The organism is Brevibacillus brevis NBRC 100599, from assembly GCF_000010165.1.
Classification (GTDB): domain Bacteria; phylum Bacillota; class Bacilli; order Brevibacillales; family Brevibacillaceae; genus Brevibacillus; species Brevibacillus brevis_D.
In genome coordinates, this window is sequence record NC_012491.1 from 1,765,059 (window position 1) to 1,780,760 (window position 15,702).

The 15,702-nt window shown below is 48.1% G+C and carries 14 protein-coding genes; 13 read left to right on the forward strand and 1 reads right to left on the reverse strand.

All coding sequences use genetic code 11. The features are described from left to right. The first annotated feature begins 103 nt into the window (after nucleotides 1-103). The gene (locus BBR47_RS08865; protein WP_012685428.1) at nucleotides 104-2,284 is read left to right on the forward strand and encodes a glycosyl hydrolase family 18 protein; all 2,181 of its coding nucleotides are present in this window, start codon (nucleotides 104-106) and stop codon (nucleotides 2,282-2,284) included. A gap of 249 nt (nucleotides 2,285-2,533) precedes the next feature. Here BBR47_RS08865 and BBR47_RS08870 read toward each other — a convergent pair whose 3' ends face one another. After that, nucleotides 2,534-2,776, reverse strand: a complete 243-nt coding sequence (locus BBR47_RS08870; protein WP_012685429.1) for a hypothetical protein — start codon at nucleotides 2,774-2,776, stop codon at nucleotides 2,534-2,536. A 321-nt stretch (nucleotides 2,777-3,097) separates the two neighbouring features. On the opposite strand from BBR47_RS08870, the gene BBR47_RS08875 reads away from it, so the two are divergent. The 12 genes from BBR47_RS08875 to cysK all read left to right on the forward strand — a co-directional run bounded on the left by BBR47_RS08875 (nucleotide 3,098) and on the right by cysK (nucleotide 15,694). Continuing rightward, nucleotides 3,098-4,303 (forward strand): ROK family transcriptional regulator, encoded by a 1,206-nt coding sequence (locus BBR47_RS08875; protein WP_012685430.1) that lies wholly within the window; start codon nucleotides 3,098-3,100, stop codon nucleotides 4,301-4,303. Nucleotides 4,304-4,455: 152 nt separating this feature from the next. Then, nucleotides 4,456-5,736, forward strand: coding sequence for an ABC transporter substrate-binding protein (locus BBR47_RS08880; RefSeq protein ID WP_012685431.1), 1,281 nt, complete (start codon nucleotides 4,456-4,458; stop codon nucleotides 5,734-5,736). 71 nt (nucleotides 5,737-5,807) lie between these two features. Continuing rightward, on the forward strand, nucleotides 5,808-6,767 hold the full coding sequence (locus tag BBR47_RS08885) for a carbohydrate ABC transporter permease (RefSeq protein WP_012685432.1): 960 nt from the start codon (nucleotides 5,808-5,810) through the stop codon (nucleotides 6,765-6,767). 30 nt (nucleotides 6,768-6,797) lie between these two features. Further along, entirely contained in the window at nucleotides 6,798-7,640 is an 843-nt protein-coding gene (locus tag BBR47_RS08890) for a carbohydrate ABC transporter permease (RefSeq protein ID WP_041749329.1), read from the forward strand. Nucleotides 7,641-7,668: 28 nt separating this feature from the next. Continuing rightward, entirely contained in the window at nucleotides 7,669-8,658 is a 990-nt protein-coding gene (locus tag BBR47_RS08895; protein WP_012685434.1) for a Gfo/Idh/MocA family protein, read from the forward strand. A gap of 13 nt (nucleotides 8,659-8,671) precedes the next feature. Continuing rightward, nucleotides 8,672-9,646: a Gfo/Idh/MocA family protein gene (locus tag BBR47_RS08900; protein ID WP_012685435.1), complete on the forward strand. Its 975-nt coding sequence runs from the start codon at nucleotides 8,672-8,674 to the stop codon at nucleotides 9,644-9,646. Between the two features lie 15 nt (nucleotides 9,647-9,661). Then, nucleotides 9,662-10,636, forward strand: a complete 975-nt coding sequence (locus tag BBR47_RS08905) for a Gfo/Idh/MocA family protein (RefSeq protein ID WP_012685436.1) — start codon at nucleotides 9,662-9,664, stop codon at nucleotides 10,634-10,636. A gap of 5 nt (nucleotides 10,637-10,641) precedes the next feature. Next, nucleotides 10,642-11,466, forward strand: a complete 825-nt coding sequence (locus BBR47_RS08910) for a sugar phosphate isomerase/epimerase family protein (RefSeq protein WP_012685437.1) — start codon at nucleotides 10,642-10,644, stop codon at nucleotides 11,464-11,466. A gap of 27 nt (nucleotides 11,467-11,493) precedes the next feature. Continuing rightward, nucleotides 11,494-12,480 (forward strand): ROK family protein, encoded by a 987-nt coding sequence (locus BBR47_RS08915; RefSeq protein WP_012685438.1) that lies wholly within the window; start codon nucleotides 11,494-11,496, stop codon nucleotides 12,478-12,480. A gap of 163 nt (nucleotides 12,481-12,643) precedes the next feature. Beyond that, nucleotides 12,644-13,465 carry a hypothetical protein gene (locus BBR47_RS08920; protein ID WP_012685439.1) on the forward strand — a complete coding sequence of 274 codons (822 nt, stop codon included), beginning with the start codon at nucleotides 12,644-12,646 and terminating at the stop codon, nucleotides 13,463-13,465. A gap of 125 nt (nucleotides 13,466-13,590) precedes the next feature. After that, nucleotides 13,591-14,643: a hypothetical protein gene (locus BBR47_RS08925; RefSeq protein WP_012685440.1), complete on the forward strand. Its 1,053-nt coding sequence runs from the start codon at nucleotides 13,591-13,593 to the stop codon at nucleotides 14,641-14,643. 136 nt (nucleotides 14,644-14,779) lie between these two features. Beyond that, nucleotides 14,780-15,694, forward strand: coding sequence for a cysteine synthase A (gene cysK / locus BBR47_RS08930; protein ID WP_012685441.1), 915 nt, complete (start codon nucleotides 14,780-14,782; stop codon nucleotides 15,692-15,694). Nucleotides 15,695-15,702 lie beyond the last annotated feature (8 nt).

The window sequence follows — 15,702 nt, forward strand, 5'->3', positions numbered from 1 at the left end:
TTTAATGTACATTCGCTTCGGATTAACCTTTTATTACCATTTATGTAAGCGCATTAGCATATTGTAATGTAAGGCGTAATAAGATGGATTTGTAACAAAATCCATGAAGATCGAGAGGGATACTATGAAATTCAAGAAATGTGTGAGGAATGTGCTAATGGTAGGGGCGCTGCTTGTCACCGCCGTTTTGCCGTTGGCGGCACAGGTGGCACAAGCAGAGGAAAATCAAGCGGAGGCGACTGCGGTATCCAATTACAAAATTATTGGCTACTACCCCTCATGGGGGGCTTATGGACGAAACTACAATGTAACGGATATCGATCCTAATAAAGTAACACATATTAACTACGCTTTTGCGGACATTTGCTGGAATGGCAGACACGGCAACCCAGATCCAACGGGGCCCAATCCACAAACGTGGGCTTGCCAGGATGAAGTAGGCAATATTAATGCCCCGAATGGTACGGTTGTTCTCGGAGATCCATGGATTGATGTGCAAAAATCCTATCCCGGGGATACATGGGATCAGCCGATCCGCGGAAATTTGAATCAATTGGCAAAACTAAAGCAAAAAAACCCTCAATTAAAGACATTGATATCGATCGGGGGCTGGACGTGGTCCAATCGCTTCTCGGATGTAGCAGCAGATCCGGCTGCACGCCAAGTATTTGCGCAATCTTCAGTCGATTTCATCCGGAAATATCAGATGGATGGGGTCGATCTCGATTGGGAGTACCCGGTTGGTGGAGGTTTGCCTGGAAACAGCACACGTCCAGCAGATAAGCAAAATTATACGTTGTTGCTACAGGCTGTCAGAGATAAACTCGATGCGGCTGAGGTAACGGATGGTAAACAGTACTATTTGACGATTGCCTCTGGTGCCAGCCCTAGCTATGCAGTAAATACAGAGCTTGGGAATATTGCCCAGGTTGTGGATTGGATCAATATTATGACCTACGACTTCTATGGAGCCTTCCAAAAGCAGACCGGACATAACGCACCGTTGGCCTATGATCCGGCAGCAGGAGCAGCAGGCTTGCCAAATGCCGAGACCTATAATGTCCAAACAGCAGTAGAGGGTCATCTTCGTGACGGGGTTCCTGCCAGCAAGCTCGTTCTCGGACTTCCGTTTTACGGCAGGGGCTGGTCGGGTTGCGGAACAGCGAACAATGGGGAATATCAAAATTGCACAGGGCCTTCAACAGGAACGTGGGAACCTGGCATGCTTGACTTCACGGATATCCAAAATAATTATGTGAACAAAAATGGCTTCACACGCCACTGGAATGACGCTGCAAAAGTGCCTTATCTCTTCAACTCGGCTTCGAAAACATATATTAGCTATGACGATGTGACTTCAATCGGTCACAAAACTTCTTATATTACATCCAAAGGATTGGCAGGCGCAATGTTCTGGGAATTTAGCGGGGACCGTAACAAGGTTCTGCTAGACAAAGTGAATGGCGATCTTCTGGGCGGGACAGCACCAGTCGACAACGTTCCGCCGACAGCACCAGCTAATCTCCAAGCGACCGCCAAAACAGCAACAAGTGTTAGCCTGAGTTGGGGGGCTGCTACTGACAATGTAGGGGTTACTGGCTATGAGGTATACAATGGCACTCAGCTTGCGAAAACGGTAACGGGTACAAATACGACGATTAGCGGGCTGACAGCTGGCACTACGTACCAATTCACTGTGAAGGCGAAAGATGCAGCAGGGAATTCCTCAATAGCAAGCAATGAGGTAACGGTTACGACGGATACGATTCAGCCAGACAACCAACCTCCTAGCACACCTACCAATCTAGTCATAACAGGGAAAACTGGCACGAGTATCAGTCTAAGCTGGGCTGCTTCTACAGACAATATTGCGGTGACAAATTACGAGGTTTACAACGGGACAGCATTAGCAGCGGATGTAACGACTACGTCTGCAACTATCACAGGACTCACGCCTAACACTTCTTATACCTTCTATGTGGTAGCGAAGGATGCAGCAGGTAATGCTTCACAAAAGAGCATTGAGGTCGTAGGCGTAACAGATGCTGCAAATCCAGGAATTCCTGCCTGGGCGCCAAATGTAAATTATGCAGCTGATGATTTGGTCAGCTATCAAGGCAAGGTATACAAATGTCTGCAACCTCACACTTCTCTCGTAGGGTGGGAGCCAGCAAATGTAGCAGCTCTCTGGCAGGTTCAACAGCAAGGGGCAGTGGAAGAAGTCGATGGTTATGTAGATGAGGAGATTTTGGAGGAAACAGAAGGAAATGCAGATACTCAATAAGTAAGGAAGGGGCTGCCCCTCCAGTCATGAAAATGACGGAGGAACAGCCCCTATTTGTTCGTTTGGAAATTAAGCAAAGGCTTTTAACAGTTGGAGGACTAATGGAATAAGATCTCCAATAAAAGTAAGAATCGCAATTGCCGTATTCATAGAAGCCCCTCCTTAAAATTCCAAATTCACTATTATTATATGAATGCTGATAATAGAAATCAAGAAATATTTTCCACCTACACTGAAATAATAAGTGGCTTATGTGAAAAAGTCATACAATGACTTGATAAAAATAACGATTTGTAAGGCAACTAGTCCAAAAATTTTGACAGCCCAGTTTCTGTTCTTTTTCCATTCCAATACGCCTTTCGAGGCACACATAACGACTAAGCCTACCATTGCTAATAGCTGAATGAAAGCGACACCTGTCAGAAATGCTAGAATTCCAATGACAAAAACAACAGTCACGGTCGCTTTAAACCAAAAGGGATGCTCACTCATACTAACGCCCCATTCCCTTTTTTGTAAATTTTAACATACACAAGAAAAAAGCCAAGCCATGTAGCCGAAGCTTCAAAAGAGTCGTAGCTATTTGAGAACAGCAAGTACAGGGAGAAAAAGCTGATCATGGATATCATACGGTCACCTCATACAAGTTTTGGCAAATTAAGTATATCAGTTTGATTGTTGGCGAAGGTATATGGAATATTCAATCAGAAAAAGTTGATCGAAATCTAAGAAAAAACGAAATTGACACAAAATACAAACTTCAGTATGATCACTTTATAAAGTCATTGGAAAAATAAAGGATGAACGAATACGATGCGCAGAACTGGAGATCTAAAACTAATTCAAGAGCTCAATCGCTTTATTATACTCGACACCATTCGCCAGTTTGGGCCCATCTCGCGAAGTGATATCGCCAAAAAGCAGGGCATCAGCCCCACTACAGTCACCTCGGCAGTCAACGAGCTAATCCGTGACGGCATGGTTGCAGAAGATGGAACTGGTGAGTCAAAGGGTGGTCGTAAGCCGATTATGGTTCGCTTTTGTCCAGACGGGAAGTTTTTGATTGGCGTCTCGATTACGAATACAGCGATTACGATAGCTGAAATGAATTTGGAAGCGGCTACAAAGCAAAAGAAAATCTATCCTGTCAAAGCTGGTCTAGTGAGTGACCTGATCATCCAGTATGTGCTGGATTCGATCGGGGACTTTCTCCAGTCGGTGGATGATGTCAGCCGTTGTTTGGGCATTTCCATCATCGCACCAGGGATTGTCGATGCAGCGAGCGGGGTCATTCGCTTCAACTCCAAGCTACGTTTGCATGATGTTCCATTAAAGGACATGGCAGAAGAGCGTTTTGGGCTAAACACATGGCTCGACAACGATGCCAATGCAATCGCCCTGGCGGAAAAAAACTTCGGTGGTGGTCTGAATGCTGACAATCTCCTGTTTGTTACTGTAGGAGAAGGGGTTGGTTCGGGCCTCGTTGTAAACGGTTCCATCTTCCGCGGAAGTCGAGGTGGAGCAGGTGAATTCGGGCATACGACTGTTGATCGAAGTGGGATGCGCTGTGACTGCGGTAATGTCGGCTGTTTGGAAAACTACGTGGCGTGGCCGGCCATTTACTCAGGCATACTGTCCGCCGTTACACGTGGAAAAGAAACGCTCGTCATGGATTTGGCTGACGGAGATATGACAAGAATCACATTTGATGTCTTTCGCCAAGCACTGCATCAAGGGGATCAGGTATGCCAAGACATCGTCGACGAAATCGCTTCATACATGTCAATTGGCATAGTGAATCTGGTGAATTTGTTCAACCCGAGCCTGATCATTCTGGGTGGAGAAATGATACGGGACAACCAAGTGTTGTTTGAGCGCATCCAAAAACAAGTGATGGCCCAAGCGATGGGGACGATGGTCGAAGGACTGGAATTCCGTCCAACTGTACTGGGGGCTGATTTCGAGGTCAAGGCTGCTGCTGCTGTTTTGTTACAAGATGTTTTTCACTTCAGCTTGTAACATCTTTTTATATACTTTATTTGGTCATTGGAAAAAGAAAGTTTACCCCATCAAAAATCGTTGAAAGGGGGCGAGTCGAAAAGGAAAGCGTGTTGGGTTTGGCCATATTTTGGGGGTAAAAGAGGAGAACGTAAATCGAGGAGGGGTTTCTGATGAAGAAGTTGGTTTCGATTGCAATGGCTGCTCTCTTGGTAGCAGTAGCAGGATGTTCGGGCGGCGGGCAGAGCTCCGCACCAGCTGGAACAACTGACAGTGCTGCTTCAGGCGAAAAGGTAACGCTCACCTATGCGCTGTGGGACAAAAACCAAATGCCTGCGATGGAGGAAATGGCAAAAAAGTTTAACGAAAAGAACCCGAACGTGGACATCAAGATCGAGCTAACACCTAACAAGCAATACTGGACAAAAATGGAGGCAGCCGCAACGGGTGGCACCCTGCCGGACATTTTTTGGATTAATGGTCCGCGTATCATTAAATACGCAGATAATGACATGCTCTTGCCGATAACAGATCAAATTAAGGCAGATGGCATCGATCTGAACAATTATCCGAAAGCTCTCGTTGATCTCTACACCTACGATGGACAAAACTACGCGCTACCGAAAGATTTCGACACCATTGGCCTCTGGTATAACAAGAAGCTGTTTGACGATGCAAAAGTACCATATCCAGACGAAACCTGGGATTGGAACAAGCTGAAGGAAGTAGCAAAGCAACTGACGGATGAGAAAAAAGGCGTTTGGGGAATTGCAGCACCTCCTTATGGACAGGACGGCTTCTATAACACAATCCTTCAAAACGGTGGCTACATCATTTCGGAAGACAAGAAAACGTCCGGCTATGACAAACCGGAAACGATCGAGGGCCTCAAGTTTTGGACAGACCTGATCAACGAAAAAGCATCACCAACAGCAGCGCAATTGTCCGAAACAGAGGCAACACAGCTATTTGAATCAGGCAAGATCGCGATGATGTACAACGGTTCATGGATGGCATCCGCTTTTCATAAGAATGAATATACGAAGGACAAGGTGGACGTGACGTATCTTCCAAAAGGGAAAGAGAACACAAGCGTCATTCACGGCTTGGGCAACGTAATTTCGGCTAATACCAAGCATCCGAAGGAAGCATGGGAATTCGTGAAATTCTTGGGCTCGAAAGAAGGGGCAGAAATTCTGGCAAAATCGGGTGCTGCGATTCCGGCATTTAACGGAACACAGGATACATGGATGCAATCCATGCCGAACTTTCATTTGAAAATTTTTATTGATCAGGCAGCTGTGGCGAAACCGTATCCGATCTCGAAGGACACGGCAAAATGGGCCAAGCTGGAAACAGAGCTCATGACCAAGGCTTGGGCAGGACAAATGAGCGTAGAGGATGCATCCAAAGAGCTCGCGCAAAAAATGAACGAAATGCTTAGCCAAGAATAAAAGGTCTATGATGGATGGCTTCGCATCATGGACGAGGCCATCCTTTTTTGAAAAGCTGATGTAAGGAGGGAATGAATGCGATGAGCAGCCAGTTGCAGCCTGAAATGCACGCCGCCGTCCAGCCAAAAACGAATAAATCGTTGAATCGCATGAAGAGAAGTGATTGGTTCTGGGCGTATCTCATGATTGCTCCCACACTGATCGGGTTGGGTGTCTTCTACTTATGGCCGATCGTACAAACCATTTATTTAAGCTTTACCAAATGGGGAGGCTTCGGCAAGTACAAGTGGGCTGGCTTACATAATTACGAGCTGTTGTTGAAGGACCCTAACTTGTGGATCGCGCTGAAAAATACGCTGATTTATACAGTAATCGCAGTTCCGGTAGGTATCGCTATCTCCATTTTTATCGCTGTGCTACTTAATCAGAAAATTAAGGGGATTTCGATTTATCGCACCCTGTACTTCCTGCCTGTTGTGACGATGGCAGCAGCTGTGGCGATGGTGTGGAGATGGTTGTACAACGCTGATTACGGTCTGATCAATTATTTGCTGGGATCGATAGGTATTGAGGGCCCACGGTGGATATCTGATCCTGCCATTGCTTTGTATGCGGTGATTATCGTTGCCGTTTGGAGCTCCATCGGATACAACATGGTGATTTTTCTGGCTGGCCTGCAAGGCATCCCGAGAAGCTATTACGAAGCGGCAGAAATTGACGGAGCGGGGCCGGTTCGCATGTTTTTCAAGATTACGTTGCCGCTGTTAACTCCTTCGATTTTTTTCGTCAGTATCACTTCCTTGATTGGGGCTTTTCAAGTATTTGACCTGATTTACCTGATGCTTGGAAGCAAAATGGGCAATCCAGCGACTGAACAAACGCAGACGATGGCGTACTTGTTCTTTACGAATGGATTTGAATCAGGAAACGGTGGCTATGCGGCCGCAGTTGCTGTCGTGCTTCTGGTGATGATCCTGATTGTTACCGCAATTCAAATGAAGTTGCAGAAAAAATGGGTTCACTATGATTAATCAACGCTGAACAGACGGGAGGGATATGGAATGAGTGTTTATACGAGTCGGAACAAAATGGGCAAGAAGTTGCTGATTCATCTGCTGTTGATTGCAGGTGCTCTCGTGATGATTGCGCCATTCGTCTGGATGGTTCTCACCTCGCTCAAGTCACTAGGCGAATCAACACAGGTGCCTCCGGTCATTTTGCCGACCAAGTACCAGTGGGAGAATTACACCCATATTTTTGAGATGCTGCCCTTCTTGGACTTTTATTGGAATACCGTGATCACAACTGTGGCGAAGGTAATCGGACAAGTATTCCTTTGCTCGCTTGCGGCGTACGCATTCGCGCGAATTGAATTTCCAGGGCGAAACGCCTTGTTCATCCTGTTCTTGACCGTTTTGATGGTGCCAGGCCAGGTGTTTCTGCTCCCGCAATTTATGATCATGAAGGAGCTTGGCTGGCTGAATACGTTGACAGCGCTGATTGTACCGGGATTGTTCAGTGCATTCGGTACGTTTCTTCTGCGTCAGTTTTTCATGTCGCTGCCTAAAGAACTGGAAGAAGCGGCGAAGCTCGATGGCTGCAACCATTTTCAGATTTACTGGAGAATTATGCTGCCGTTGTCGAAGCCCGGCTTGATCGCACTCGCTATTTTCGTAGCGTTGTGGTCTTGGAACGACCTGATGTGGCCGTTGATCGTCAATAGCACGCCTGATAAAATGCCGCTTTCCGCTGGCTTGGCGTATTTGACGGGCGAGCACACCAATTTGACGAACTACCCGATTTTGATGGCGGGCTCCGTTCTTGCCATTTGGCCGATGATCATCGTCTTTATTTTCTTGCAGAAGCATTTTGTCGAGGGAATTACCCTAACTGGGTCCAAATAGACTTTTTCCCAAAAGGAGTGAAACCATTATGAATCATGTTCTGGTAATCGGAGCAGGAACCATGGGGACTGTTCACGCGAAATCGTATGCTGCCATGGAAAACGTCAAGCTGGTCGGGATCGTCGATATCCGCAGCGAGAGAGGAAAAGAGCTGGCAGCCGAGACAAAAACAGAATGGTTTGGGAGCTATGAAGAGGCCATAGAAAAACTGGCGCAGGTAGATATCGTAGACGTGTGTTTGCCTACGTACCTTCATAAGACCTATGTGAAAAAGGCTGCAGATGCAGGCAAGCATGTCATTTGCGAAAAGCCGTTGGCCCGTGATAAGGAAGAAGCTCGTTTTATCGTTGATTATTGCCGGGAGAAAAACGTCAAGCTGTTCGTCGGACACGTCCTGCGCTTCTTCCCGGAGTACGAAAAGTCCCGTCAGCTGGTTAATGACGGTGCGATTGGCAACGTTGGTGTGGCACGGACGTTCCGTGGTGGTATCTTCCCGACAGCGTGGAATGACTGGTACGCCGACTACAAAAACAGTGGCAGCCTTGTTTTAGATATGATCATTCACGATTTTGACTTTTTGCGTTGGTGCTTCGGGGATGTGGAGCGTGTGTACGCGAAAGGCTTGCTTGGTCGAGGCTTTGCACGGATGGATTACGCGCTGGTCACGCTTCGCTTCAAGAACGGCATGATTGCACATGTGGAAGGCTCGTGGGCACATGAAGGCTTCGCGATGAAAATGGAGCTGGCAGGCAAGGAGGGTATCATTTCCTACGACAGCTCGAAGGAAAAACCGCTTGTAGCAGTTAATCGCTCGAAGCAAGCAGGCATGAGTGGAGTCGCAGTTCCGGAGAGCCCGTTGCGTGAAAACCCGTATTTCAGAGAACTGAAGCATTTCATCGAGTGCATCGACCGTGATCTGGAGCCACTCGTGACGGCAGAAGACGCCGTGAAAGCGGTAGAGATCGCTCGTGCCGCGCTTGTGTCAATCGAAACGGGCAAACCCGTAACTTTGGTGTAGGAGGGGACTGGACATGAAACTCGGAATCATCAGTGTTGCACATATGCATGCATACAGTTACGCAAATGCGGTTGCGAAATTAGATGGGGTTCAATTAGTCGGGGTAGCAGACGAGGATGACGTACGTGGAAAGGCGGCGGCTGAAAAGTTTGGCGTTCCGTTCTTCGCCGATTATCATGAGCTACTCGCAACGGATATCGATGCGGTCATCGTCACCTCGGAAAACGCCAAGCACCAAGAGCATACGATAGCGGCAGCGAAGGCAGGCAAGCACATCCTGTGCGAAAAACCGCTGGCGACAACAGCAGAGGCTGCTCAAGAGATGATCGACTTTTGCCGTGAACAGGGCGTCATTTTGCAGACGGCATTCCCAGTGCGATTCCATCCAGCTGTTGTTCGAGCAAAGCAATTGGTGGAGCAAGGCAAGGTCGGACGGATCATGGCAATCCGGGGTACGAACCGTGGACAAAATCCTGGTGGTTGGTTCGTCGATCCGGAAAAATCCGGCGGAGGTGCAGTGATCGATCACACGGTTCACGTTGTTGATTTGATGCGCTGGTTTATGAACGCTGAAGTGCGTGAGGTATATGCGGAGATAGACAGCAAGTTTTCCGATACGCCGATTGATGATTGCGGCATTTTGACCATGGAATTTGAGAATGGGGTATTTGCCACACTTGATTGCAGCTGGTCTCGCAACAAGTCCTTCCCGACATGGGGAGACGTGACAATGGAAATTATCGGGACAGAGGGCACAATTTCGCTCGACGCTTTTTCTCAAAAGCTGGATGTGTATTCGAATGAAAAAGGCTTGAAGTGGGTCAACTGGGGCGATGACATGGACAGTCAATTGGTCAAGGATTTCGTCACCAGCGTGCGAGAAAAGAAAGCGCCGTCGATTACGGGTGAAGACGGCTTGCGGGCTGTGGAAGTTGCACTCGCCGCTTATCGATCCGCTGAACAGAAGCAACCAGTCGTATTACGCTAGGACGGTGAAAGACGCATGAGTGTACGTGTAGGCATGATCGGCGTAGGTGGAATCGGGCAGCATCATTTGAAAGGCTTGTTGGCGGACGAAAGGGTAAAGGTTGTTGCAGTGTGCGACGTTAACCAAGAAGCGGCTGCTGAGACTGCTGAGCGCATTGGTGCGCATGGCTACACCTCTTGGCGGGAGCTAGTAGAGGTAGAAAAGCTGGATGCTTTGTTTGTGTGCGTCCCACCTTTTGCCCATGAAGAGATTGAGGAAACGGCGGCTGCGAAAGGGATTCATCTATTTGTGGAAAAGCCAATTGGGCTGGACATACAGAAAGTAAATGAAAAGCAAGCAGCGATTGAAAGGGAAGGGATTATCACCGCGACTGGCTATTGCCTGCGTTATCTCGATATCGTGCAGGAAGCGAAAGCGTACTTGGAAGGCAAGTCGATTGCACTCGTCCGCGGTCATTATTTGACCAAGTTCGTCACGACACCTTGGTGGAGGGAAATGGGCAAGTCGGGTGGACAGCTTGTCGAGCAGGCGACACATACGCTGGACATGATGCGGTATTTGGCTGGAGATATCGAGAAGGTCTATGCGCAGATGGCCTTGCTCGTCTCGCGTGACATTCCAAACATCGATATTCCAGACGTGACTTCCATTAGTATGGTGTTTCAGTCTGGGGCGCTAGGACATCTGGATACGTGCTTCATTCAGCCGGATCACCGTACGAATGTAGAAATCTTGGGCAAAGATTTCCGCGTCATGATTGACGGGAAGCAATTATCGATCATCGATGAGCAGGGAGCGCGTACGAAAGAGAGTACAGTGGATATGTACGTGGAGCAAGATCGGGCGTTTATCACAGCAATTGTTACAGGGGATCGCAGCTTGATTCTGTCGCCGTATGAATCAGCGAGAAAGACGCTGGAAGTAACATTGGCAGCGAATCAATCGGCACAAGAAGGAAAGCCGGTCACCATTTTGAGAAAAGGGGAGTGAGGCGCATGGCTTTTCAAAAGGGGATCAATGCTTGGTGCTTCCCAAAGGAAACGAGCGTGCAAGAAATGTTTCGCCAGGCGAAAGCGCACGGCTATCAAGGGGTAGAACTGAATTTGGACGAGGGAGATGCTCCCTTTTATCTAGGGATGACAGAGCAGGAATTAAAGGGGCTGGCAGACGAGGCTCGCGAGCTCGGTTTGGAGCTGCCAAGCGTCTCTACTGCTCTTTTATGGAAATATCCGTTGACACACAATGAGGAAGCGACCCGCGAGCAAGGCATTCATGTTGTCGAGAAAATGATAGGGGCGGCAAGCATTTTTGGCTCGCGAACCGTCCTCGTCGTTCCAGGTCTCGTAACAGCTGAGGTGTCGTATGATACGGCCTATGAACGGGCACGTGAAGCATTGCAGCGCTTGGCGAAAAAGGCGGAGCAGCATCAGGTATACATCGGAGTCGAAAACGTGTGGAACAAGTTTTTGCTTAGTCCACTGGAGATGGCCCGCTTGATCGATGAAGTAGATAGTCCGTGGGTAGGCGCTTATTTTGATGTAGGCAACGTGTTGCAATTCGGTTTTCCTGAGCAATGGATTCGCATTTTGGGCAAGAGAATTCAGGCTATTCACGTCAAAGATTTCAAGACAACGACAGGCAACATCACAGGTTTCGTGCCGCTGCTCGCTGGCGATATTCCATGGAACCGCGTGATGGAAGCGTTGCGTGAGATCGGGTACGACGGCTACATCATCCCGGAAATCTCACCTTATAGCCAGTTGCCTGAGCAAATGATCGCGCATACGTCCCATTCGTTGGACGCCATTTTTCAATCGTGAATGGACAGCAAGGATGTGAAGCGGAAGATGAATCAAGACAAACCATATGCCATCGGGATTGATCTGGGAGGCACGAAGATCATCGCCGCGATCGTCGACGAGCATGGTAATATCCTCAGGCAGGCGAACGCAGCGACCCAAACAGAAGAGGCAGCGCAGGCAGTCATCGGACGTATCGGTGATTTGGTGCAGACGGTCCTAGACGAGAGCGGCATCAATCTCTCTCGCATTCGCGGGATCGGGATTGCAACCGCGGGAATTATTGATACGCAGCGCCAAATGGTCATTTTTGCGAGCAATCTAAACTGGAGCGATGTCCCGATCGGCGCGATCCTTCAGGAGCGGTTTGGTGTAGCCGTGCAATTGATCAATGATGCCAATGCAGCAGCGGTAGCAGAATGGGCGTTTGGAAGTGCACGAGGCACGAAAGACTTGATTTATGTAACGGTCAGTACGGGTGTTGGTGCTGGGATTATTAGTGGAGGGCGGCTGATTACAGGCGTTGGCGATAGTGCCGGGGAGTTCGGGCATATTTCGCTTGATCCAGAAGGACCGCTGTGCGTGTGCGGGAATAGAGGATGTCTGGAAAATTACACGTCTGGGCTGGCTTTGGCAAGCAGGGCTAGGGAACAGCTTCTACAGGGTGCTACAAGCTCGTTACTCGTTGAAAATGGGAATGACCTTAGCAGGATAACGGCTAAAGAGGTCGGAGAGGCAGCGGTTCGCGGAGATTTGCTTAGCATGACCTTGATGAAGGAAGCAGGTTATTATCTCGGGGTCGGGCTGACTAATCTGATCCATCTGTTCAATCCACAGGTGATCGTCATGGGTGGCGGTGTGATGAAGAACGGGCAGCTGCTGCTTGCGGAAGCGAAGAACGTCATTCGCGAGCGCTCTATCTCTCGGATGGCAAACCAAGCGAGCATCCAGTTGACGACAATTGGAGCAGAAGCAGGCGTGCTCGGTGCAGCAGGTATGTATTATCCATCCGAGCGTGAAATGGTTGAGGTATAACGGAATGAAAGTGCGAGAGGCCGATGTTTGGGAGACATCGGCTTTTTCCTGTTCCCTGTATAGTGCAAGTCATAGGAGCCTAGACCTAGATTCTATCTATTGGTAAAATATTAATTGGAAAAATCTTCACATAGCATGATAGAGAGACAGACGGAGGGGTACCATGGCAGAGGCCAAAACAGCAAAAGCAGCGAAGAAGCCCGGATTTTTCAAAGAACTCCTTACTTTTTTATTGGTAATTGCCATCATCCTCGGAATTGCTAGCGGTGCTATTTTCTATTTATCTGGGAAAAACCTTGAGGATCTGCTAGGACCGAGACCCGTAGCGAAAAAGGAAACGAATCAGACTGCACCTGTAAATCCGGTGTCTACAGGTCAGGAAGCGGGCACAAATCAGCAGTCAAATGCTGTACCTGTTTCATCGGAGGAAAATGGTGCAACAGACGCGGCGACGCCAACGGCTTATCCTGTAGAAACGCAAGGACAACAAAGTAATGTAGATGTAGGAGAACAGGTAGCACGAACAGCACTTCCTACTCAAAAGGGAGCACTCAAGGGTACGATTACGTGGCAGTATAACGATTTTGTTGGGACGAAGCCGGATGTGAATGCGAAGATTCTGCTCATTCGTACAGATTTTGATAAAAATACGATTACCGACGTAGAAGAGGGGGTATTTGCAATAGGTTTGGCTCCAAAAAACTCGGGTTTATTCGCGGGAAAAGCAAATGGGTATGGAAACTACGAGATTGGTAACTTGCCGGTTGGAGAATACCATATCACGATCGTATCCGCACAAACTAATCGCAACATTATGCTGCCTGTGGATGAATATCCTATAACGAAATTGAAACCATACATACAAAAATGGGATGCATTTTTATCGATGAGTCTATTGGATAAGAAATATCACGTCGCTACCATTACCATCGAAGAAGGTCAAACACTCGATTTTAGTCACGATTTTGGGAATACGTACTTTTAATGAGTGTTTTGGCCTTTAGACTCATAGGGTTTTCCAGCGCGATTCATGTATCATATTACTATGGCACGTTTTGGCAGGAAAAACAGGTCAAACGTAATAGAATTTGTGGGTAAAGGGGTCGCAGCATGAAGGGGAAAAACAAAAGCATCATGATCGTCATGGCTCTGGTCATCGTCGCACTGCTGGGTTACGCAGGCTATCGTTTCCTTGGTCCTGTGACACTGGCGGAAGGGTATTTGTATGAAGACGATACACGCATGTTATACACGAGTGTCACAGTGAATAACGAGAAAGTAAACGTTGAATTGACGGACTCCATCGTCGAAACGGAAGACAGCATCCCGGTTCTGAAAACCGAGTCGATCTTGCTAGAGGGGACGATAGATGGGAAGCAGCTGACCCTCAAAAATCCGGCGACTGGTCAGGATATCATCGGTACAGTGCAGGGGGACGAGCTTCAATTTGACGGGCTGCTGATGGAAGGAAATAAGGGACAGACGAGTCTTGTTGCCACAAACAAAAGCGCGTACGAAAGCAAATTGACGACATTAACTAAGCGCATCAACGAGGAAGCAGAGGTAAAAAAGAAAGCAGCAGCAGAACAACAAGCTAAAGAAAAAGCGCGTGTGGACTTCGCCAAAAAAGTAGAAAAGACAGGAAAGCTAGAGGCTGATCTGATTGAAACGGCAAAGTATTTGGACGAGCTGCAATTTACGGATGAGGCGCAGTTTTCAAACGATCAAATAGCGGAGTTGCAAAGACTGTTGGAAGAGATACGTACCTATTCGACGCAGCCAGGCTTGAGCAAGATGGAATTCGAGGTCATGCAAGGAACGCTGGGCAGTATGAAGGTGTTGGTCGATGGGATGAACACGATGGATGGCTCGATCCAGGATAAAAACAAAAACATGCAGGAAATGATCGCCATCATGGAGACCGACATGAAGGACCTCCAAACGATTTGGGCGGAAATCAAAGCGAGCGTGCCGGATGCCGAGAAACGGGAAAAAGCAGTCCACGCGGCTATCAAGACGGCGACTGATTCAATCGCGCAAGCGAAGCAGCGCCAAGGCTCGGTAGACAAAAGCGGACAAGCAAAAGTGAAAGAAACCGCGAACGGTCTGTATCAACAAGCGGTGAATGTAGTGAATCAGACAAAAGCAAAGTATGGTTTTTAGACAGGAACAAGGCTCTCCTTCGAGAGCTTTTTCTCATTTAAGCACCCTTATCGTTTTCAGGTCGGAAAAATTGTATTATTCTTATAGTATTACTAAGAGATAATGACATGAAGGCATATTTTCCAGGAGGAGTACGATGAGCGTCTACCAGAACATTACCGAATTGATTGGAAACACGCCGATTGTTCGACTGAGGCGCATGGTTCCTGAAGGAGCAGCAGAAGTTTTTGTGAAGCTGGAGAAATTCAATCCGTCAGGGAGTGTGAAGGACCGCGCTGCCTATAATCTGATTTTGACGGCTGAGCAAGCAGGACTGATTCAACCGGGGGATACGATCATAGAGCCAACGAGCGGCAATACCGGAATCGGCTTGGCGATGAATGCCGCAGCAAAAGGCTATCGTGCAATTTTGGTCATGCCTGATAATATGTCGAAGGAACGGATCAATATATTGAAAGCGTATGGGGCAGAGGTTGTCTTGACTCCGAGCGAGCTAAGGATGCCGGGGGCTATTGCCAAAGCGCAAGAGCTGCAAAAAGAGATTCCGCGCAGCTTTATTCCCCAGCAATTCGAAAATCAGGCAAACCCTGACATTCATCGAGCGACGACAGCTAAGGAAATTTTTGCGCAAATGAATGGTCGACTGGATGCTTTTGTCGCCACAGCTGGGACGGGAGGAACGATTACTGGAACAGGAGAAGCGTTGCGCGAAAAGCTCCCGGAGCTGTATATTGCTGTCGTCGAACCAAAAGGCTCCCCGGTTCTGTCTGGCGGAAAGCCTGGTCCACATAAACTGGTGGGCACAAGCCCCGGTTTTGTTCCACAAATCCTCAATACAAGCATTTATAATGAAATCATTCAAATCGCAGACGAAGACGCCCTACAAAGCATGAGGCAGCTTGCAGCGTTGGAAGGGATTCTCGTCGGCCCTTCATCGGGTGCTTCGGTCTTTGCTGCCATCACGATTGCCAAAAGGCTCGGAGTGGGGAAGCGAGTCGTTTGCATTGCGCCTGACACGGGGGAGCGGTATTTGAGTATGAATCTTTTCTAATGAGGAGA

Excerpts from the sequence above, each read along its gene's own strand:
- BBR47_RS08865 (WP_012685428.1), top strand. The coding sequence starts at position 104 with ATGAAGATCGAGAGGGATACTATGAAATTCAAGAAATGTGTGAGGAAT.
- BBR47_RS08870 (WP_012685429.1), bottom strand. The coding sequence starts at position 2,776 with ATGAGTGAGCATCCCTTTTGGTTTAAAGCGACCGTGACTGTTGTTTTT.
- BBR47_RS08875 (WP_012685430.1), top strand. The coding sequence starts at position 3,098 with ATGCGCAGAACTGGAGATCTAAAACTAATTCAAGAGCTCAATCGCTTT.
- BBR47_RS08880 (WP_012685431.1), top strand. The coding sequence starts at position 4,456 with ATGAAGAAGTTGGTTTCGATTGCAATGGCTGCTCTCTTGGTAGCAGTA.
- BBR47_RS08885 (WP_012685432.1), top strand. The coding sequence starts at position 5,808 with ATGAATGCGATGAGCAGCCAGTTGCAGCCTGAAATGCACGCCGCCGTC.
- BBR47_RS08890 (WP_041749329.1), top strand. The coding sequence starts at position 6,798 with ATGAGTGTTTATACGAGTCGGAACAAAATGGGCAAGAAGTTGCTGATT.
- BBR47_RS08895 (WP_012685434.1), top strand. The coding sequence starts at position 7,669 with ATGAATCATGTTCTGGTAATCGGAGCAGGAACCATGGGGACTGTTCAC.
- BBR47_RS08900 (WP_012685435.1), top strand. The coding sequence starts at position 8,672 with ATGAAACTCGGAATCATCAGTGTTGCACATATGCATGCATACAGTTAC.
- BBR47_RS08905 (WP_012685436.1), top strand. The coding sequence starts at position 9,662 with ATGAGTGTACGTGTAGGCATGATCGGCGTAGGTGGAATCGGGCAGCAT.
- BBR47_RS08910 (WP_012685437.1), top strand. The coding sequence starts at position 10,642 with ATGGCTTTTCAAAAGGGGATCAATGCTTGGTGCTTCCCAAAGGAAACG.
- BBR47_RS08915 (WP_012685438.1), top strand. The coding sequence starts at position 11,494 with ATGAATCAAGACAAACCATATGCCATCGGGATTGATCTGGGAGGCACG.
- BBR47_RS08920 (WP_012685439.1), top strand. The coding sequence starts at position 12,644 with ATGGCAGAGGCCAAAACAGCAAAAGCAGCGAAGAAGCCCGGATTTTTC.
- BBR47_RS08925 (WP_012685440.1), top strand. The coding sequence starts at position 13,591 with ATGAAGGGGAAAAACAAAAGCATCATGATCGTCATGGCTCTGGTCATC.
- cysK (WP_012685441.1), top strand. The coding sequence starts at position 14,780 with ATGAGCGTCTACCAGAACATTACCGAATTGATTGGAAACACGCCGATT.